A 21913-nucleotide genomic window follows, 5' to 3' on the forward strand; every position below is an offset into this window, starting at 1 on the left:
AGACTTTAAGGAGTAATGATGTCCAATTTAATCGATTATCTTGAAAAGGTTAAGGATTTGCCTTTCGACCAAGAGCCTCTTAATATCTTGGATAAGGTTTGCATCAATGAGATTGGCTACCTGACTTATGAAAAATGGCTCTCAGCAAGTGATTTGAAGGAAACCATCAATTTACATGACTATGCTGAAGGGAAGGACCTAAATCCCGATTATACCTTCATGGTGACTAAGGAACGGGTGGAACTCGCTGAAGCCATGGTCAGGTCTAGGCGTTTCGCTGGACTTAATCTAAGTGACTACTGTAGTGTCTTGGACAAGGAAGTGGAAAAACAGTTTGCGGCTATGATTTTCAGTCTGCCTGAATTGGACTACCAGCAGATTGTCTTTCGTGGGACAGATGATAGCGTCATTGGTTGGAAGGAAGATTTTCAGCTGACTTACAGTCGGGAAATTCCTGCCCATCGCTCAGCCATGGCCTTTCTGGAGAAGCACTTGCCAAACCTCAGTGGCCATATCGCTGTTTCTGGACATTCCAAGGGTGGCAATCTTGCCCTCTATTCGGCTGTTCAGAGTTCGACTGTCCTGCGTGAGCAAATAGTAGAGCTCTTGCTTCTTGATTCTCCGGGCTTGATGAAGCCCCTCTTAGAGAAGACTTCTTACCAAGAGTTAAAACCCAAGATGACGGTTATCAGACCTCAAGAATCAGTTGTGGGAGTCATGCTTTATTGGGATAAGGTCGCAAAGCTCGTAGCAGCAGATGGTATAGGCATCGCTCAACACAATGTCTTACTTTGGCAGGTTGACTTGGGAACAAATGATTTTGTTTATGTGGACCAGCCGACAGACTTGAGTCAACGCTTAAAAGAGACCTTCCAAGAATGGATTGAGACCTTGTCTAATCAAGAACTCAAGCAGGTTTGTGATTTGTTCTTTGATACCATTCTTGATTCTGGAATTGAAAGTCTGGATGATATTGGGATAAAAACTCTCCCTAAGCTAGGCCAGATGTTGCAAGAATTTGGCAATTTCTCGGACCAACAAAAGAAAGTTCTGCAGGACGGTTTCAACCAGTTGCTCTGGATATTTTGGAAGTCGGGAAATAAGAAATCTAACCTCCCCAAGCTAGAACTTCCTGATTTTATCAAGAAGTTGAGTGAATTAACCAACAACGATTAGGGGCAGCAGAATCATAGAAGTGGAGAATTTTATGTCTAAAAATGTACTTATTACAGGAGCAACATCAGGAATTGGGGAAGCAACGGCGCGTGCCTTTGCCAAAGAGGGAGAAAATCTCATCTTAACAGGTCGCCGTGTGGAGCGCTTAGAAACTCTAAAAGAAGAGCTCCAAGCAACCTATCCAAATCAAAAAGTTTGGACCTTTGCTCTGGATGTCACTGATATGGCCATGGTCAAGGATGTTTGCCAAGCTATTCTCAAAAGCGTGGGACAGATCCATGTCTTAGTCAATAATGCAGGTCTGGCACTAGGTCTAACAGCCTACCAAGACTATGAGGAGTGGGACATGCTGACCATGCTCGACACCAATGTCAAAGGCTTGATGATGGTGACACGTCAGATTTTGCCAAGCATGGTTGCTGCCAATGAGGGTCATATCATCAATATGGGATCTACTGCGGGCATCTATGCCTATGCAGGTGCTGCCGTTTATTCAGCTACTAAGGCCGCGGTGAAAACTTTCAGCGATGGCTTGCGTATCGATACCATTGCCACAGATATCAAGGTGACAACCATTCAGCCTGGTATCGTTGAGACCGACTTTTCTCAAGTTCGCTTTCACGGTGATAAGGATAAGGCAGCCAAGGTTTATCAAGGGTTAGAAGCCCTCCAGGCTCAAGATATTGCGGACGCAGTTCTCTACGTCACCAAGCAACCACGACGCGTCCAAATTTCAGACATGACCATCATGGCTAACCAACAAGCTACAGGGTTTACCATTCATAGGGAGGAAGACTAGGAGGAGTTTATGAAGAATCAGACTAATCCAGCCATCGGCAGTAGCTGGGAAGCCTTGCAAACAAAACTCTTTAGTAAGGAAGAAATTGAAGCCAGTTACCAAAGAGTGGAAAAACTCATACAGGAAAAAATGGGTAAATAAATGATAATAACATGACCTTCGGGCCGTGTTTTTTTGTTCGAATTTTCCCAAAACTATGAAAGAACCCGTGAAAATGCTATAATGTAAGGGATTACGACAATATTGAAAGGATAAGTCATGCCACCTGTTACTCCAGAACTTGAGATAGAACGTCAATTAATCGAGCAATTAACCTCTGGTGAGAGCCAGTGGACCTATCGCCCAGATTTAAAAAACGAAGGTCAATTATGGGACAACTTTTTTGAGAAGTTAGCGCAAAATAACGTTGCCCTACTCGCTGACCATCCCTTGACTGAGCAGGAGAAGCGCCAAATCAAGAACCAGCTTAACTTCATTAACTATTATGAAGCTGCTAAGTGGTTGGCAGGTGAAAATGGTATTGCCAAAGTTGAGGTACAGCGTGAAGATGCTAGCCTTGGGACTATCCGACTTTCTGTCATCTGGCGTGACAATATCGCTGCTGGAAAATCCAGTTACGAGGTGATTAATCAGGTGGAACGTGACAAGGCTTATCCACAAGATCAGGACCGCCGTTTAGATACGACGCTGATGATTAATGGACTTCCTCTTATCCATATAGAGCTCAAGAGTCCTCGTGTGGCCTTTTTGGATGCCTTTCATCAAATCAAAAAATATGACCGTGAAGGTAAGTTACGTGGCATCTATTCTGCCCTTCAGATGTTTGTTGTGACTAATAAGGTGGATACACGTTATATCGCAGCTGCACGAGAGGATAAGCTCAATAAACAGTTCTTGACATCTTGGGTGGATAAAGATAATAAACCCATGACCAGTCTCATGGACTTTGCTCATGAAGTCCTGTCTATTCCACGTGCCCATCAGATGGTGATGCAGTATTCCGTTATTGATGATAGTAAGAAAGCCCTTATCCTCTTACGTCCCTATCAAATTCATGCTATCGAGTCTGTTCAAGATGCCTCTCGCCGTCAGGAATCAGGCTATATCTGGCATACCACAGGTTCTGGTAAGACTCTAACGTCCTACAAGGTGGCTCGCAACCTCTTGCAGATTCCAGCCATTCAAAAGACAATCTTCGTCGTGGACCGTAGGGACCTTGACCAGCAGACGACGTCATCCTTCCTTTCCTACGCCGCTAACGATGTTATTGATATCGACGAAACGGACAATACCCATGATTTGGTTAAGCGTTTGGCAGGAAATGATAAGCGTGTGATTGTGACGACTATCCAGAAAATCACAACCATGATGCGCAAGTTCCAAGAAGGTAAATATCAAAAGGATTCGGAAAAAATCAAGGACCTTCGTGTGGCTTTTGTTGTGGATGAATGTCACCGTGCGGTCACGCCTCAGACCCAAAAAGACATCAAAGGCTTTTTCCACAATTCGCTCTGGTATGGCTTTACAGGAACACCGATTTTCAAGGAAAATAAACGCAAGCAATTAGGTGATTTGGCACAAACCACCCACCAACAATATGGCGAATGCCTCCATGAGTATACGGTCAAAGAAGCCATCCATGACGGGGCAGTTCTGGGATTTAAGGTGGACTATCGTAATACCATTATTTCGCCGATTCCTGAAGAAGACCTTCCTGACTCTGTCTATGAAGATAAAGAGCACATGCTAGAAGTCTTGGATGCTATCCTAAACAAAAGTTATCAACAGTTGGGCTTCCCAAATGGTGAGGGCAAGACCTACGAGGCCATCTTAACCGTTAAGTCCATTCCACAGGCTCAGGCCTATTACAATCTGCTCAAGAGTATCAAGGCAGGACAGGAACGTGTCAAGGTGTCAGAGCGGGTTAAGCGCGTGCTACTTGACTTTCCAAAGGTGACAGTCACTTACTCTGTGTCGGAAAATGAAGAAGAATCTATCGGCTACCAAGAGCACATGAAGCAGGTCATGGACGATTACAATCAAGAGTATGGGACCCATTTTAATATGGCTGATTTGCGTGGCTTTAACACGGATATCAATAATCGTTTAGCTAGAAAGTTAGACAAATACATTCCTCGTAAAGAGCAGTTGGATTTGGTCATCGTTGTAGACCGTCTTTTGACCGGTTTTGATGCCCCTTGTCTATCCACTCTCTTTATCGATCGTAAGCCCATGCGTCCACAGGATTTGATTCAAGCCTTTAGCCGCACCAACCGCATCTTCGACAGTAAAAAGCGTTATGGCCATATCATCACCTTCCAAAGACCAGAGGCCTTTAAAGAGGCTGTGGATAACGCCCTTAAACTTTACTCAAACGGTGGTGAAAATGATGTTACTGCCCCAGACTGGGCAGAAGAAAAAGCTAACTTTATCCAAGCCTGGATAGACTTTCAAGTAAAAGTGGAAGATGTGGAAAACTATGTCATTACCATTGAGCAGGCAACTAGCCCACAACTCCGTCGCATTGCCAAGGCTTACCAAACCTTTGACAAGTATCTGGCATCTATCCGTGTCTATAGCGAATATGATGAAGTGGCTATCTATGCGGAGACAGGACTATCAGATGAGAAGCTCGAAACTTATCTAGGAATCTATCAAAATATCCTAGCAGAGCTCAAAAGCCGAGCTGAAGACGATGGTGATGATAATCTCTTTGATATCCACTACGAACTGGAATCCGTCCAAGTCGACGAGATTAACTATGCTTACATCCTGACCTTGATTCAAAGTATGATTCAGCAGGAAGAGGATAGTCCACAGACGCTCAGTGACAAGGATATCGAAACTGTTGATAACTATATCCAGAGTCTGGAACGCACCAATCCTAAACTAGCCGAAATTATCCGAAACCTGTGGAAAGAAGTCCAAGCCAATCCTAAAGATTACCAAGGACAATCTATCACTGGTGTCTTGGACACTATGATTGAAGCCATTATCGACGACCATCTCAAACGCTTTGCGAGAGAATGGTATGTCGGACTCGATGAACTTCGTTACTATGTCCAACACTATCGTAAAGGTGCTAAAAAGCAATCTGGCGAAAGCCAGCTCACCAAGAGCCAACGCTACAAAGACTACAAAGCAGAAACGGCTGATGCCCTCAACCCGCTCAGCTACAAAAAACACATCAAGGAAGCCTACACCAAACTCATTGAAGAGGTCATTGAACCATTGAGAGTGGGGAGGTAGAGAGAATAACTAGGGAGAATAAATGGCAGATACGATATTGATTTTAGGAAACGGCTTTGATTTAGCCATGGGTCGAAAAACAAGTTACAAAGATTTCTTGGAGTTTTCTGCTAAATTGTTTGTGGAAAGAGAAAATCAGTTGGATGGATTTCTTAAAAAACATCTGATTGATATTGAAAAGTACAGAAATAATTTATATATTCAATATATTAATGAAAATAAGTCTACACTCGGAGAAAATTGGTCAAATCTTGAAATAATGATTTCTCAACTTGCTGAAGCAATAGATTTTTTTAGACTAAATTCCGATAAGTTATATCACAAAAGCGGTGATTTATACCCCAAATATGTTGACCGATTTCATAAAATGATGAATGAAGAGGGAAATTCTACTTCAAAAATATTCATTGGCACCATTTTTTTAAAACTTTATAATAGTTCCGGATGGGATAAGCTAGAGAGAGAATTAGCTATATCAGAATTAAATAATCTTTTTATTAATCATCTTGATTTACTGACGGAGCTCCTAGAAATTTATCTTTCTTATAGAGACTTTATAGACTTTGAATTTGCCCCAATTATTCCTAGTGAGACAGTGTTAGATGCCATAGATAGAATTTCAGAGGCTAGTGTGATTAGTTTCAATTATACACATACCCCAAATAAACTTTATAAAATTCCCTTAGAAAAGACGCATTTTATACATGGAGAAATTGATTTAAAAAGACAAAAACATAAAATTAATACCATGGTTTTTGGCATTGAAGATAAATCAACAGAAATCAATAGCGATTTAATACCTTATCAAAAATTCTATCAACGTGTCGTTAAAGAGACTGGAATTGTATATGAGAGATTCTTTGACCAGGAATTTGATATATCAAAAGGAATACCAAAAATTGTTAAAAATATTATTATTTTTGGACATTCTGTTGATCCACTTGATAAGGAAATTTTTGCAAATTGTTTTAAATTGGTTGACAATAAATATTACCAAAGTAGATTTATATTTACATATTTTAATGAAACAGCTAAACGTTCAATAATTAAGAATTTAGCCATTATTCTAGGCAAAGATAAATTGGTTGAATTAACTGGTCGGAGGGAAGTTGTATTTGTGCAAAGTCAAGATGTTGATGGGATGAGAGAGTTGCTCTTAAAGTAAGTTATGATTACCTAAATTAGATAGATAAAACTTTTCAAGAATTGATTCGGTAATCAGAAGTCAAATACTATGTGAAAATAGTTCAGCAAAAAAATTTAGTCTCTAAGTATAATACTCATAGTCTAAGACTAGACGTTTTCCTTCACTTGAATAGGAGAAATTGCAATGAATACTATAATTACATTTCTTAATTCTCAGTTTATTAGTTCAATGATTGGGGCTTTACTGGGTGCTGGTGTAGCTGTTTATGTAGCAAAGCTCCAAAATAAGCAGCAACTTAAACAGCTAAAAGATGAACATAAGTTACAACGAGAATTTTTTGAAAGACAAGAAGCGAACGAAAGAGAACGTATTTTCTTACAGTATACAATTGAGAGGGCGGAGAGGTCCTATAAAATATTAAACCAATTGAAAAAAGCAGCAACTTTTTTTGGAGATGAAAGTTTCCCTTTGACTGAATCAGATAATGAAGATAAATTTCAGAAGATATTTTTAAAACTTTGTTATACAGTAATAACTCCGAAATACTACGAATTTATTGATTTAAAGGATGAGTTGCTACTGACATTAGTAATTCAAGATGATGTAAAATTATCAGATTTGAAACATGAGGTTGTAATAGAGGTCGAAAAATTTTCAAAATATTATAATATATTTATAAAGGCCAATACTTTTAATGAGTTTGCTGATATAGTTGAAAATTTTAGTAAAGAAACGAAATTAATTGAAAAATGTGATAATCTCAAAACATATATAACAAAGTATGTTATGGACAGTGCATTTAGACTTGTTCCACCTGAGAAAATGGCTGAGAAAATTTTAAAACAGAAATACGGAGAAACTAGAATGAAATTTAAAGTTGTTAGAGATGATGATAACAACTAAGCATGTTTGAAAACTATAAGTATCACATTTCTGAACAACAAAGGAGAGTATATGTCGATTAAAAAAGAAAAAATACCTATAGTAAGATTTAGAGATTTCTCAGAACCTTGGATAAAAAAACAGTTGTCAGAGGTTGCAGAATTTTCAAAAGGGAGGGGGTATTCTAAGAAAGATTTGCAATCTCATGGAACACCTGTCATTTTATATGGTCGTCTTTATACGAATTATGAGTCAGTGATTAGTAATGTTGAAACTTATGCTAATCTGGAGGAAAACTCAGTTGTAAGTGAGGGAGGAGAGGTAATCATTCCAGCCTCTGGAGAAAGTGCGGATGATATATCAAGGGCATCATGTGTCATTGATAGAGGTATCATTTTGGGAGGAGATTTAAATATCGTTAGGCCTCATGAATACCTAAACTCATTATTTATTGCAATGACACTTTCAAATGGTTCACAACAAAGAGAATTATCTAAACGTGCACAGGGTAAATCAGTTGTTCATTTACATAATTCTGACTTGAAGGCGATTAAGTTATTTTACCCCTCATTTGAAGAACAATCCGCCATCGGCTCCCTCTTCCGTACCCTCGACGACCTTCTGGCTAGCTACAAGGACAATCTCACCAACTACCAATCTCTCAAGGCGACCATGCTCTCCAAGATGTTTCCCAAAGCTGGACAGACCGTCCCTGAGATTCATTTGGATCGATTCGAAGGGGAATGGGAAGAAAAGTGTATAGGGGAGATAGCTGATATTGTACGAGGTGCTTCACCAAGACCAATACAAGATCCGAAATGGTTTGATTCAAATTCAGAAATTGGTTGGTTACGTATCTCTGATGTGACAAGTCAGAATGGTAGAATTCATAGTTTGGAACAAAAAATATCAAAATTAGGTCAAGAAAAAACAAGAGTTCTAACGGAACCTCATTTATTACTTAGTATTGCTGCCACTGTTGGAAAACCTGTTGTTAACTACGTTAAAACTGGTGTACATGATGGATTTTTAATTTTTATGAATCCAAAATTTGATAGAGAATTTATGTTTCAATGGTTAGAAATGTTTAGAGAAAAATGGAATCGATACGGTCAACCAGGAAGTCAAGTCAATCTCAATAGCGATATTGTAAAAAATCAAAAGATATTGATCCCTTCTATGGAAGAACAACAAGCCATCGGTGCTTATTTCTCTAACCTAGATAACCTTATTTCCGCTCACCAAGAAAAAATTTCTCAACTGGAAACTCTCAAAAAGAAACTCTTGCAGGATATGTTTATATAAAAAGGAGAATAGCGTTATGTCAAAAATAAAATCTAATCGTCTCACTAAAGATGATAAACCAGTTGTAGCCATTTGTTATGATTTTGATAAAACTCTGTCTCCTGATGATATGCAGGCGCAAGGTTTTATACAGAAGTTAGGGTATGAAATTGGTGAATTTTGGAAAAAGTCAAATGGCTTCGCCATTAAAAATGACATGGACCAGAATCTAGCTTACATGTTTACTATGAAAACAGAATCTGCTGGAAAGGTTTTATTTACAAAAACTGAGCTAGAAAGGTTTGGCTCAGAAGTCAAATTATTTCCAGGAGTCGAAGACTGGTTTGAACGAATCAGGAAATATGGGGAAGAGAAAGGCGTGATTGTAGAACACTATATTATTTCATCAGGTTTGAAAGAGATGATAGAAGGGACTTCGATAGCTAAGAAAGGTGCCTTTAAGAAAATATATGCGACTTCTTTTTATTGCGATGAAAATGGGGTAGCAGTCTGGCCAGCTCAGGTAGTAAATTACACGAATAAAACACAATTTCTATTTAGAATAACTAAAGGTGTCCTAGATGTAAATGATGCTGCGGTAAATGACTTCTTCTCAGAGAGTGATTTACGTGTACCTTTTAGAAATATGATTTATTTAGGAGATAGTGATACTGATATACCTTGTATGAAGCTAGTCAAAGCGAGAGGAGGATATTCTATCGGTGTATTCAATCCAGAAATTAATGATAAAACAAAAGTCTATAAAATGACTCGTGATAATCGTATAGATTATTTTGTGCCAGCAGACTACTCAGAAAATACAGAACTTGATAATTTAATAAAGACTATTATTGATAAGACGTTCTTTAACGAGCTATTAGAAAACAAGAAAAATAGTGATAAAAAAGAGGCGGGTACCAGAAAGTTAAAATGAAAATCGAGTTACTAGTCCTTTGAATAGCATGATTACCAGCAAGAATTATTGCTTATAACTTACCTCATATTTTTAAGGAGACAAACATGGTATCAGTGACACAACGTATTAAACAGATTAAGCAGCCCCGTGGTGGTTTTCTGCCTGTTAAGTCGTTTACAGTGACGACGCTTGATGATGGCCAGGTTCTTAATCCTGAGGAGTCTATTGCGGCTAGTTTGGTTGGGACTGCTGTGGACTATCTCAGTCGTTTTATGGATGGAACATCCGTTGAGGAGGCTTTTGAGATTTCCTTGCTTGGTGCTCGTGCCATGAGGATGGAGGCTAAGGCTTTTGGTCTTCTGGATGATGTTAAGGGGTTGGACGATTTGTCGATTACTAAGGCTTGTCAGTTGGCAGGTTTTGATAGTGCCTTTCGTGCTGGTCCTCTGGCTTATCGTCCAGTGGAGAAGATTGTTCCAGATAAGGCGACTATTGCTAATATTCGTACCATGGTTGAGCGTAGTTTGAGCTTTTTCAAGGCCTTTGGTCCTGTAACTGCGGATGGTTTTACCATGGAAGGGGCTTATACAGCTACCATAACGACTGGTGATGGGGATTTCCTGACCAAAGATACCCTTTGGGACTTTAAAGTCACCACCAGCAAGCCTAATAAGGACCATACCTTGCAGCTACTGATTTACTATCTCATGGGTAGGCGTTCGATTCATCCAGAGTTTCAAATCATTGAAAATCTAGGCATTTTCAATCCACGTCAAAATACTATTTACCAACTTCCTCTTTCTGAGATTTCAGATGAGGTCATCAAGGAAGTGGAAACAGTCGTGATTGGCTATTAGAACTAATAGGATAACATTCAAAAATACAAAGAAAGAAACATTATGTCAGAAACAACACAAACCTCCCAGTCGCTTTATCAAGCCCTGTGGAACTCAGCGGATGTGCTCCGCTCCAAGATGGATGCTAACGACTACAAGTCTTATCTCTTGGGCATGGTCTTTTACAAGTATTTGTCGGACAAGATGCTCTTTTTCGTGGCAGAGACCATGGAGGAAGAGACCGAAAGTTTGGAAGAGGCACTGGCAGTCTATCGTAAATACTACGAGGATGAGGAGACTCACGAGGACCTCTTGGCAGTTATCACTGATGAGATGAGCTATGCCATTCATCCTGACTTGACCTTTACGGCTTTAGTGGAGCGAGTGAACGATGGAAGCTTTCAGTTAGAGGACTTGGCTCAGGGATTCCGTGATATTGAGCAGAGTGACGAGCTTTATGAAAACCTTTTCGAAGACATCGACCTCTACTCTAAGAAACTCGGAGCGACTCCTCAAAAGCAAAACCAAACGGTTGCGGCTGTGATGAAGGAGTTGGCTGTCTTAGATGTGGCTGGTCATGCTGGTGATATGCTTGGTGATGCTTACGAGTACTTGATTGGTCAGTTTGCGACGGATTCGGGTAAGAAAGCTGGTGAGTTCTATACACCGCAACCTGTAGCCAAGCTTATGACCCAGATTGCCTTTTTAGGTCGTGAGGACAAGCAAGGCTTTACCCTCTACGATGCGACTATGGGGTTTCGTGTCATAATAATGACACAGGCAAATAGTCAGGTAAATACAAGGGTTTTAGAGCTTCTACCAAAGTTTAAAATCAAAAAAATGAATCGTTGGTGTGCTGTTTAGAGCAGTTATTATGAAAATAAATGTTGTAAACAGTACATCAGCATAAAGGAGGAACTCATATGTCTAAGGTGAAAAAAGAGACGATTGAAGCAAAAGGATTTGCTATTCAAATTTATACTGAAGACTTTCAAAACGACTATATAAGTCTAACGGATATTGCTAGATATAAAAGCGATGAACCAAGTGATGTAATTAAAAATTGGATGAGAAGGAAAGATACAATTGAATTTCTTGGTTTATGGGAAAGCTTAAACAACATGAATTTCAATTCGGTCGAATTCGACCGAATTAAATCGGAAGCTGGATATAATTCCTTTACACTGTCCCCTAAGAAATGGGTAGAAAAAACAGACGCAATCGGAATTATCTCAAAAGGAGGAAGATACGGTGGTGCATTTGCACATACAGATATTGCCTTTGAATTTGCTTCATGGATTTCTGCTGAATTTAAGATGTATGTAATTCAGGATTACAAAAGACTTAAGTCAGATGAAAACTCTAAGCTATCATTAGGTTGGAATTTGAATAGAGAAATTTCCAAGATTAACTACAAAATTCATACAGACGCAATCAAAGAATATCTCTTAAAAGATCTTACCAACGAACAGTTGTCTTACAAGTATGCAAGTGAAGCAGATATGCTCAATGTAGCCTTGTTTAACAAGAGAGCTAAACAGTGGCGTGAAGAAAATCCTGAGTTAAAGGGTAATATGAGAGACTATGCAAGTCTGAATGAATTACTTGTTCTTGCAAATATGGAAAGCTATAATGCAATTCTTATTGGTAAAGGTATGGATCAAAAAGAAAGAATGATAGAACTTAGAAAGCTTGCCAGAACTCAGCTGATGTCAATTGAAAAGTTGAACAATACAGGTATTAAGAGTTTAGAGGATAAATCAAAGAAATAGAGAGGTCTGTTATGAGATGGGCATTGAAAATTATCTTATTTCCAATAATATTGATCTTGTCGATACTAATTGCTTTTCTAAAATTTATTATAAAAGTTAGTGGAATGATTTTAGGTATAATATCTTTCCTAGTATTTATTGGAGCAGTAAAGATTTTGGTAATGGCAGTAGGTGCTGGTCTTGGAGCATGGGGTGTTATTAACCTTATGGAGGGATATGGTAATGATAACCCTGGAGCAAATGCTCATGTACGGTAAGGAAGCAAGCAACCGAAAACAAGAGATAGACCGCCAGCACTACACTATTCCGAACCAAAGACCAAAAGATAAGCATTGTGGGAAAATCTAAACTTTTGGATTTTCCTACAATGCCGACTACGGCGGAATCCCTCCCACTCCTTATATCTTTCTTTCCGTATACATTGAATTTGTATTTAGTAAATGCTATAATGTCCCTATTCAAATTATAAATGTGTTGAATTAGTTACATGTACATATTTTTTGTGCCGGAGGAAGTGAAATGAAACAAAAAATTTATCTCATTACAGGCTTAATGGCTTCTGGAAAATCTACAGTTTCCGATTTACTGGCAAAATCAATAGAAAAATGCGTCCATCTTCGTGGTGATGTGTTCCGAAAAATGATTATTTCAGGCAGAGAAAATATGTCAGCTACCCCATCAGCGGAAGCAGTCCGCCAGCTGTACCTTCGATACAAATTGACTGCTGATGCGGCAAGGTCATACTTTGACAACGGCTTTTCTGTAGTGATCCAAGATAACTACTACGGTGATGAATTAAACCGAATGATAAATTATCTGCATAAATACCCTGTTGAGGTTGTCGTTCTTTGTCCAGATGTGGAAACAATAAAAGAAAGGGAACGATACAGGGAGAAAACAGGCTATTCCGGCTTTACGGTTGAAACCTTATACGATACATTTATGCAGACAACACCACGGATCGGCTTTTGGCTGGACAATTCCAATCAAACACCACAGCAGACAGCAGAAACCATTCTGAACACCAGGAAGCCGGTATGATTGTTACATATAAGGGGAAGAAAAATTTCTTTTAAGTACTTTCTTTCCTAAAACTGATGTGATATAATAGCTTCATTCCAGAAAAGGAGTAAAAAATATGCGGCAAGGTATTCTTAAATAAAACTATAATCAAATAGTGGGAACAAAGAATTATGATAGCTCCTTTTGTGGGGGCTTGGTTTTTTGTACCCAATTTAAGAATACTTTTGCCTTATCAATTTTGACATATTCAAAAAACAGCAATCACAAATAGGTGTATGCTGTATATGTGTATGTCCGCAAATTAGAATCCCCAGTGGTAAAAGTATTTTACTGCTGGGGATTTTTATGCCCTTTGGGGCTGTAAAGGGAGGACAATCACATGAAAATAATCAATATCGGCATTCTGGCCCATGTAGACGCAGGAAAAACTACATTGACAGAAAGTCTGCTATACACCAGTGGAGCGATTGCGGAACAGGGAAACGTGGATAAAGGGACCACAAGAACAGACACTATGATTTTGGAACGGCAACGGGGAATTACCATTCAGACAGCGGTTACTTCTTTTTATTGGAATGATTATAAAATCAATATCGTGGACACTCCCGGTCATATGGATTTTTTAACCGAAGCATACCGCTCTTTATCTGTCCTTGACGGAGCTGTTTTAGTCATTTCAGCAAAAGACGGCGTACAGGCACAAACCCGTATATTATTCCATGCGCTTCAGAAAATGGACATTCCGACAATTATCTTTATAAATAAGATAGACCAAAATGGGATCGACCTGCAGTGTGTTTACCAAAGCATTAAAGATAAACTTACCAGTGATATGATTGTCATGCAGGAGGTTTCCCTGTCGCCAAAGATAACCATGACCGATATTTCTGATTTAGACAAATGGGATATGATTATTTCCGGAAGCGATGAACTATTAGAACGATATGTTGCAGAGGATTCTTTGGATATACAGGAATTACAATATGAAAAGTGCAAAAGAACCAGATGCTGCTCTTTGTTTCCTGTTTATCATGGGAGTGCAAAAGACAATTTAGGAACAGAAAAACTGATTGAAGCGATTATAGAAACTTTCATTACAGAAACGGACGATATTCAGTCTGAATTATGTGGATATGTTTTTAAGGTTGAGTATACAGAGCGGAAAAAACGGCTTTCTTATTTACGCCTGTATCATGGGACGCTCCATTTACGGGATACCCTGCTGCTGTCAAAAAAGGAAAAAATAAAGATTACAGAAATGTGTATTCCGTCAAATGGTGAAATCGTCCCGGCTGACCATGCCTGTCCGGGAGAAATTGTTATTTTAGCTGATGATACTTTGAAACTGAACGATATCCTGGGAAATGAAAAACTCCTGCCTCACAAAACACGGATTGATAATCCCATGCCATTACTTCGGACAACGGTAGAGCCGCAAAAGCCGGAGCAAAGGGAAGCCCTGTTAAATGCCCTCGCAGAGATTGCTGATACAGACCCTCTTTTGCATTTTGACATTGATACTGTTACCCATGAGATTATGTTATCTTTTTTGGGAAAAGTACAGTTAGAAGTTATTTGTTCGCTATTAGAAGAAAAATATCATGTGGGCGTGGCTATGAAAGAGCCTTCGGTTATTTATCTGGAAAGACCGCAAAAAAAAGCGAGCTGCACGATTCATATTGAAGTGCCGCCGAATCCGTTTTGGGCATCTATTGGTTTGACTGTAACACCGCTTCCTGTTGGAAGCGGAACACAATATAAAAGCGAGGTATCTCTCGGCTATTTAAACCAAAGTTTTCAAAATGCCGTCATGGAGGGTGTGCGTTATGGAATGGAGCAGGGCTTATATGGCTGGGGAGTGACAGACTGCCAAATTTGTTTTGATTATGGAGTTTATTACAGCCCGGTCAGCACCCCCGCTGATTTTCGTTTTCTTGCGCCTGTCGTGTTGGAGCAGGCATTGAAAAAAGCAGGGACACAACTGTTGGAACCATACCTTTCCTTTACCCTTTTTGCACCGCAGGAATATCTTTCACGGGCTTATAATGATGCACCAAAGTATTGCGCAATCATTGAATCAACCAGACTTGAAAAAGATGAAGTTATTTTTAAGGGTGAAATCCCTGCCCGTTGTATCGGTGAATATAGGAATGATCTGAATTTTTATACAAATGGAAGAAGTGTCTGCATTACAGAATTAAAAGGGTATCAGGAAACTTCCGGCGAGCCTGTATTTCAGCCACGCCGCCCGAACAGCCGTTTAGACAAGATCCGGCATATGTTTCAGAAGATAATGTAACGTCTTGCGCAATGCAAGCGTTCATTGCTGGCTATTCCGAAATATCATTGATAAAATCAGCATCAGAGAGGAGGAACCATTTTGAACCAGAAACAGACGGATATTACAACAGGAAAGCAAATACGTCATCTGCGAACACAATCGGGAATGACACAGGAAGAACTGGCTGGGGAATTGAATGTTACCCGGCAGGCGCTATCGAATTGGGAGAGAGATGTTAATGAACCCGATTTAAATACGTTGAAAAAAATTTGTTTTCTTTTTGGAGTCCACATGGACGATTTTGCGAAGGAGGTAATAACAAAAATGGAATGAAACAGAAGTTGTAACAGATAATGAACTTACACGAGAACTTATGGAAAAGTATGTTGAGTCGGTTATCTGTGAAGGTAGTATAGTTCAAAAAATCATATGGAAATAGACGCAAGAGGGAGTGAGAAATCACTCTCTTTTTGCTGTCTAAAAATAGACAATATATTTTGTGTCAGTCGCTTGACACGAGAGGGGTCAGGCTCGCTCTTGCTTAATGCCAAACGTTATTCACGTCAACCACAGACAGTGGTTTACTTTGGTCAAGAGTTGAATACCTCAACATATAACCTGGCACGTATGAACATGATTCTACATGGTGTGCCGATTGAAAATCAGTTTTTACACAACGCTGATACCTTGGATGAGGATTGGCCAACCCAAGAGCCGACTAACTTTGACGGTGTTCTTATGAACCCACCTTATTCAGCCAAGTGGTCAGCCAGCTCAGGATTCATGGATGATCCTCGATTCTCACCATTTGGGAAACTAGCTCCTAAGTCTAAGGCCGATTTTGCCTTCCTCTTGCATGGTTACTATCACTTGAAACAAGACAATGGTGTCCTGGCCATCGTCCTACCTCATGGGGTGCTCTTCCGTGGTAATGCCGAAGGGACCATTCGTAAAGCTTTGTTAGAAGAAGGTGCCATTGATACGGTTATCGGTCTGCCTGCTAATATCTTCTTTAACACCAGTATTCCGACGACGGTTATCATTCTCAAAAAGAACCGCACCAATCGTGATGTTTACTTTATCGATGCCTCTAAGGAGTTTGATAAAGGGAAAAATCAGAACATCATGACAGATGCCCATATTGAGAAGATTCTCAATGCCTATAAGAGTCGTGAAGATATGGACAAGTTCGCCCATCTGGCTAGCTTTGAAGAGATTGTGGAAAATGACTACAACCTTAATATTCCTCGTTATGTGGATACCTTTGAGGAAGAAGAAGTGGAGCCCTTGACCGAGATTGTGGCTAAGATTAATGAGACTAATGCGACGATTGAAAGTCAGACAGCGTCCCTTCTTGACATGCTTGGCCAGCTTCATGGAACAACACCAGAAGTAGACGAAGAACTTAAGGCTTTTGTGGAAGCATTTAAGGGGTAGTTTATTAGTTAAATGATAAAAGAAGGATCAGTCAAATGAAGTTTTGACTGGTCTTTTTTCTATGAATTTGATAATATTAAATTACCAAAAAGGTAATTTAAATCGAGCAGAAAGGAATTTATGAAGCTTATCTATACAAATAAAACTGTTGAGAAACAGTGCACTGAGTTGAGGCGAGCGAAAAAGGATTTTTCGGATAAGGTTGCATTAAAGTTGCACCAGTTGATTAACCTTTTGGAAGTATCGGATTCTTTGGCTAGTGTGACGGCTTTTCCTAAGTATCATTTTCACCAATTAAAGGGAAAGAGAAATGGACAGTTTGCTTTAGATATAGATGGTCGAAGGAGTTCCTATCGTTTGATTGTAGGATTTCGTGAGGAAGATTTTGAGAAGGTGTTTTCTAGTCCGGTAGAAATCGAAATCTTGAAAATAGAGGAGGTTAGCAATCATTATGAGTAAAAAAGTGGTTGAGTACAAAGACCTGGTTGCTTTTCATCCAGGTCAGTATGTTGAAGACTTAATTGAGGACTATAACGTAACTCAGAAAGAATTTGCGGAGCGTTTGGGAGTCTCTGCCAAGACTGTCAGCAAGCTAGTTAATGCTGAGGAGTCTATTAGTAAGGAGACAGCTCATAAGTTAGCCAAGTTAAGTGGTGTTTCTATGCAGACTTGGCTCAACCTTCAAAACATTTATGATGTGAAAGTGGCTGAAATTGTAGAACAAAGAGAGCTTGATCAGGGTCGCGAGAAGGAAATCTGTGATATGATTGACTTTAAGTATTTTAAACAAAAAGGCTACGTTCCAGAGAAGCGCTATAGTATCGGTGAAAAGATTACAGAGCTTCGGAAAATTCTGGAGGTATCGAGTTTAGAATATCTCGTGACTTTTAACCATTTAGTGAGTTATCGTAATACACGTGACTTTACCGAAAAGAGTATCGTTAATTCCAATATCATGTTAGAGTTAGCATCTAAAAAAGCTCGTAATAAAACGACCACGAAGCTTAATCGCAGAAAGTTAGAGAAAAGCTTATCAACTTTAAGAGACTTGACAAGACAAGATCCAAAGGATTTTGCTCAAGAGTTGACCGATATCTTGCTAGAGTGTGGGGTTGTCCTAGTGGGCCTTCCTGCTTTAGCAAATGCCAATTTAAATGGTGCAACAAAGAAATTTGGAAACGGTAGTGTCTTGTTGTTATTAACAGATCGTAATAAAGCATCGGATATTTTTTGGTTTTCACTTTTCCATGAGATTGGACATATTCTGCAGAATGACTTTTCATCTGATGACGGAGGTAGTGACTCTTATCGACGTTCTGAGGAGCTAGCAGACCAGTTTGCGAAAGATTTACTAATTGACCCTCAAGACTATCAAAGATTTATAGATGAAGCTTGCTTTGATAAACAAGCGATTAAGAAATTTGCTGATGAGATTGGTATTCATCCAAGCATTGTTTTAGGTCGCTTGCAGAATGATGAGTATTTGGGTTATGATCAATTTAGAGACTTGAAAGTGAACTATTATTTAGTTTCTTAATGGATCTTATAGTGCAATCAAAGGCTTTTTCCGAATAATAGAAGTAGAGGGGCCAACCCTCTATTTTTGACTAAGGAGAAGTAGATGGAAAAAAGACACAAGCATGTCTCACCGACCTTGGATATTATGGCTAAGAAGATTTTCAGCCTGCCTGAGGTGACGGTGGCATTTATTCGAGATATTTTGGATTTGGATGTTGTGGATGCTCAGATTTTGGAGGGGACACAGCTTCATAAAAAGGACTTTGACGAGGATGAGCTCTTTTCAACCTCGGTGGATGTTCGAGCCAAGTTGAATGATGGAACCGAGGTTATCATTGAGATTCAGGTGCGTAAGCAGCATTATTTTCTCAATCGTTTTCATTATTATTTGGCTAGCCAGCTAGTAGAAAATGTGCAGCAATTACGCCAACAAGGACAGACACACAAGATGTATGAGCAGATGGAGCCGGTCTATGGTATAGCTATCTTGGAGAAGACCTTGTTGCCAGATGAGGAGTCCCCGATTAATACTTATTGGATTGCCAATAGTCGGACGGGTAGGCCTTTGAATGTCTACTATAAGGACGGAAAACGTCAGAATCTTCTTCAGATTGCCTTTTTAGAGTTGGATAAGTATAATAAAGGTAAGCATATTACGGATGAAGGGCGGCAGTGGCTAGAGTTCTTTGGGAATCTTCCATTTTCCAAGGCACCTAGTCAAGCGGTCACGCATGCCGATTCATTACTGGATTCATCCAGCTGGACACAGGAGGAAAAGGCGATGATTGATGAACGCATACGTATTCAAGAAAATTATGATATGACCATGGAAACAGCAATTGATGAAGCACGTGAAGAAGGCTTGGAACGAGGTCGTCATGAGGAGCGCTTAGAGTTGATTCGTAAGATGCTCTCAAAAGGTCTATCTCTAGAAGTAGTATCAGATGTGACTGGTCTGTCGCTTGAAGAACTAGAGGCAATGTTATCGTAAAATCTAGTTAGGTTAGTTATTTTTTTGAAAAATCAGAGACAGATTATTGTCTCTTTTTTTATTTTTGGGTGTTTAACATTTGTAATACTAAAACATTCGGAAAATAATACTTTGAAGCGTAAAATTAAAAAAGACTGTCAAACGTTTGACAGAAATCTGAGAAAACAGATTTAAAACATTTTGATTGTTTTGGCTGATAACTCTTGCTAAATAAGCCTTTATGGAAATTCATAGTTTTTTCTTTCTTACACGTGAAAGAAATCACCTTTTTGTGCGACATTTTTAGACTATAATTTAGAGATGAATGACTGAACTTTCTAATATGACAATTTTGTTAAGGCCTTGTTAAAATGGATAGCCTAGCCTTTTTTTTTTACTTTTTCATCCCTTATAATTTACTTTGGTTTGTTTTTAATAAGAAAAACAACAGCATTATTAACAATCTTTAATATGAGGGAAACTTTATTTTCTTTCAAAGGACGGCTTGGTCCTAAAATAGAGAGATTGTGAAAAAAGTATCAGGAGAATAGACTTGTTTAAAGAAAGAAAAACGAAACCAAAGTACAGCATCCGTAAATATTCTATTGGGGCAGCGTCAGCCTTGATTGGCTTTATGGCTCTTGCCAATGGGCAAGCAGTTCAGGCTGATGAGGCACAATCGATTAGTGATTTGACTGATGCCTCAAATCAGGCACAGACACCTCAAACAGCCTCAACGGCACAATTGGCGACTTCCGAACCAGCATCAGTTGAGCCAGTACAAGCGTCACAGCCTGCCAATATTATGCCAGCTCAGCCACAGGTTACCACTGTTCAAGCAGCTGAACAGACTCCGACCATTGATCGATTGGTTGAGACAAGCAACCCTCAAACTCAAGAAATTTCAGCAAATGTCTTAACCAATGCGACTGAGGACCAAGGTCAAGTCAAGGAGTACAGCACAGATGGTTACGGTGCAAAAATGCCTTATACGACTCATGAGGCAGAAAATGCAAGTGTTGAAAATGGTGCTACAATCCAGCAGTCAACGGACATGGAATCTACGGCTGTGGAAGCGACTAACCAAACTTATGTTGAACTTCCTAAAAAGGATGCGGCAGTTACTTTCAATGTCACTGAGCCAGCCAATGCTTTGAATGTGCGTTATACAATACCTGATGGTGCATCAGGTCAGTTGGATGTGCAGGTCAATGGTTCAAGCGTTGGTAATCTTGATTTGTCATCTCACTCAGCATGGCAGTACCTTAAAGGGGACCATGAGTATGATCAAGCCATTGATGGTTCAAGTGCACGTTTTCGTTTTGATGAGACACGTCTTCTCCTCAAGGATATCCAATTGAAATCTGGAGATAGGATTTCTCTAGTTAAGAAGAAAGATGACAATGTCCCTTACGGTATTGACTTTATTGAGCTTGAACAGGCTCCAGCGCCTGTTGCCCAAGGTGAAAATAGTATCAGTATCGTGGATAAGGGTGCATCTGCCAATGATGATAGTGATGACACTGCTGCCCTACTTGCGGCTGTGGAAGAAGCTAAAGCCAGCGGAAAATCTGTCTATATTCCAGAAGGACGTTTCAATTTTGATAAACAAGTTAATATCGAAGCTGATAATCTAAAAATCTCAGGTGCCGGTGTTTGGCATACGCAACTACACTTTACAAGTGACAAACGCTATGGTGGTGGTATTGTCTTCGGTCATAATAGTAATGGCATTGAGTTGAGCAATCTTTACATGGATTCCAACTTAACGTCTCGTTATAACGAGGATGCACAGTACAAGGCTATTTCGGGAACACTTGGTAAGGATTCGAAAATTCACGACATCTGGGTTCAGCATTTTGAAGTCGGTATGTGGATTGGAGACTACGACCAGACGGGTAATATGAAGTATACGGATGGTCTTGTCGTTGAAAATGCTCGTATCCGTAATAACTTGGCTGATGGTATTAACTTTGCTCAAGGGACCAAGAATTCGACAGTTAAAAATTCTAATATCCGTGGGAATGGTGATGATGGTTTAGCTATCTGGTCAAGTATTTCAGATGGGACAAATGCCGCGGCTGAGGAAAATAATAAATTCCTCAACAACACCATTGAATCAGGTTGGCGTGCGGCTGGTATCGGTATTTTTGGTGGTAAGGGGCATGAAATTTCAGGAAACCTTATCAAGGACGTCTTTGCTGGAGCAGGTATCCGTGTAAACACTGTCTTTGCAGGTCACAATTTTGACCTCAATGATTCTGGAATTAAGATTCATGACAATACCATTCTACGTTCAGGGACAACTAATGACCTCTATAAGCTCCATCGTGGTGCCATTGATTTCCAACAAGTTCGTGGAACAATCAAGAATGTCGATGTCTACGATAATAAACTATTGAATACCTTGGCTGATCCAGTGATTACCAAAAACTTTGAGATGGGTGACAATGGTAATGGCGAAATCCGTTTATCCAATAATACGATTGACAATAAGGCGACGATTGTTGGAGCTGTCTCAACGGTTTCTCCAACAAAACCTGAACCAAAACCTGTCAATAATCCAGTCTCAGAGACTTCAGTTTCCGAGTCACCAAAGAGTGAGGCAGGTTCAAGCACTCCA

Annotated in this window: 16 protein-coding genes and 4 pseudogenes; all 20 read left to right on the forward strand. The window is 39.5% G+C overall.

From position 1 onward, the window contains the following. The first annotated feature begins 18 nt into the window (after positions 1–18). A complete protein-coding gene (locus tag HMPREF2877_RS00730; RefSeq protein ID WP_070578038.1) occupies positions 19–1176 on the forward strand; it encodes an Mbeg1-like protein in 1158 nt (385 codons plus the stop codon). 31 nt (positions 1177–1207) lie between these two features. Further along, positions 1208–1975: an SDR family NAD(P)-dependent oxidoreductase gene (locus tag HMPREF2877_RS00735; RefSeq protein WP_070578041.1), complete on the forward strand. Its 768-nt coding sequence runs from the start codon at positions 1208–1210 to the stop codon at positions 1973–1975. A 9-nt stretch (positions 1976–1984) separates the two neighbouring features. Then, positions 1985–2116, forward strand: coding sequence for a hypothetical protein (locus HMPREF2877_RS11105; protein WP_002886217.1), 132 nt, complete (start codon positions 1985–1987; stop codon positions 2114–2116). Positions 2117–2233: 117 nt separating this feature from the next. Next, complete coding sequence (locus HMPREF2877_RS00740; RefSeq protein WP_070578044.1) at positions 2234–5224, forward strand: type I restriction endonuclease subunit R; 2991 nt, start codon at positions 2234–2236, stop codon at positions 5222–5224. Between the two features lie 22 nt (positions 5225–5246). Beyond that, on the forward strand, positions 5247–6389 hold the full coding sequence (locus HMPREF2877_RS00745) for an AbiH family protein (protein WP_070578047.1): 1143 nt from the start codon (positions 5247–5249) through the stop codon (positions 6387–6389). Positions 6390–6554: 165 nt separating this feature from the next. After that, complete coding sequence (locus HMPREF2877_RS00750; RefSeq protein WP_083306920.1) at positions 6555–7274, forward strand: hypothetical protein; 720 nt, start codon at positions 6555–6557, stop codon at positions 7272–7274. Positions 7275–7325: 51 nt separating this feature from the next. Next, positions 7326–8558, forward strand: a complete 1233-nt coding sequence (locus HMPREF2877_RS11110) for a restriction endonuclease subunit S (protein WP_083306921.1) — start codon at positions 7326–7328, stop codon at positions 8556–8558. Between the two features lie 16 nt (positions 8559–8574). Next, positions 8575–9450: pseudogene (locus HMPREF2877_RS00760) on the forward strand (HAD family hydrolase); the annotation flags it as partial. A gap of 107 nt (positions 9451–9557) precedes the next feature. Then, positions 9558–10310: a hypothetical protein gene (locus HMPREF2877_RS00765; RefSeq protein WP_070578056.1), complete on the forward strand. Its 753-nt coding sequence runs from the start codon at positions 9558–9560 to the stop codon at positions 10308–10310. Between the two features lie 42 nt (positions 10311–10352). Beyond that, a pseudogene (locus HMPREF2877_RS00770) lies at positions 10353–11045 on the forward strand (type I restriction-modification system subunit M N-terminal domain-containing protein); the annotation flags it as partial. Between the two features lie 167 nt (positions 11046–11212). Next, a complete protein-coding gene (locus HMPREF2877_RS00775; RefSeq protein WP_000048811.1) occupies positions 11213–12061 on the forward strand; it encodes a KilA-N domain-containing protein in 849 nt (282 codons plus the stop codon). A gap of 11 nt (positions 12062–12072) precedes the next feature. After that, on the forward strand, positions 12073–12318 hold the full coding sequence (locus tag HMPREF2877_RS11380) for a Maff2 family mobile element protein (protein WP_070578059.1): 246 nt from the start codon (positions 12073–12075) through the stop codon (positions 12316–12318). 262 nt (positions 12319–12580) lie between these two features. Then, complete coding sequence (locus tag HMPREF2877_RS00785) at positions 12581–13102, forward strand: P-loop nucleotide/nucleoside kinase family protein (RefSeq protein ID WP_003505403.1); 522 nt, start codon at positions 12581–12583, stop codon at positions 13100–13102. A gap of 361 nt (positions 13103–13463) precedes the next feature. Beyond that, positions 13464–15383 carry a tetracycline resistance ribosomal protection protein Tet(32) gene (gene tet(32), locus HMPREF2877_RS00790; RefSeq protein ID WP_003505402.1) on the forward strand — a complete coding sequence of 640 codons (1920 nt, stop codon included), beginning with the start codon at positions 13464–13466 and terminating at the stop codon, positions 15381–15383. An 81-nt stretch (positions 15384–15464) separates the two neighbouring features. Continuing rightward, positions 15465–15695: pseudogene (locus tag HMPREF2877_RS00795) on the forward strand (helix-turn-helix domain-containing protein); the annotation flags it as partial. A gap of 192 nt (positions 15696–15887) precedes the next feature. Then, positions 15888–16802: pseudogene (locus HMPREF2877_RS00800) on the forward strand (N-6 DNA methylase); the annotation flags it as partial. A gap of 120 nt (positions 16803–16922) precedes the next feature. After that, the gene (locus HMPREF2877_RS00805) at positions 16923–17261 is read left to right on the forward strand and encodes a type II toxin-antitoxin system RelE/ParE family toxin (RefSeq protein ID WP_049528707.1); all 339 of its coding nucleotides are present in this window, start codon (positions 16923–16925) and stop codon (positions 17259–17261) included. Then, entirely contained in the window at positions 17254–18339 is a 1086-nt protein-coding gene (locus HMPREF2877_RS00810) for a HigA family addiction module antitoxin (protein ID WP_013990806.1), read from the forward strand. Before HMPREF2877_RS00805 ends, HMPREF2877_RS00810 begins: the two co-directional genes overlap by 8 nt. A gap of 84 nt (positions 18340–18423) precedes the next feature. After that, the gene (locus HMPREF2877_RS00815; protein ID WP_070578062.1) at positions 18424–19311 is read left to right on the forward strand and encodes an Rpn family recombination-promoting nuclease/putative transposase; all 888 of its coding nucleotides are present in this window, start codon (positions 18424–18426) and stop codon (positions 19309–19311) included. A 532-nt stretch (positions 19312–19843) separates the two neighbouring features. Next, on the forward strand, positions 19844–21913 hold a 2070-nt coding region (locus HMPREF2877_RS00820; RefSeq protein WP_070578065.1), incomplete at its 3' end, for a YSIRK-type signal peptide-containing protein.

The organism is Streptococcus sp. HMSC072D03, from assembly GCF_001812855.1.
Lineage (GTDB): Bacteria > Bacillota > Bacilli > Lactobacillales > Streptococcaceae > Streptococcus > Streptococcus salivarius_D.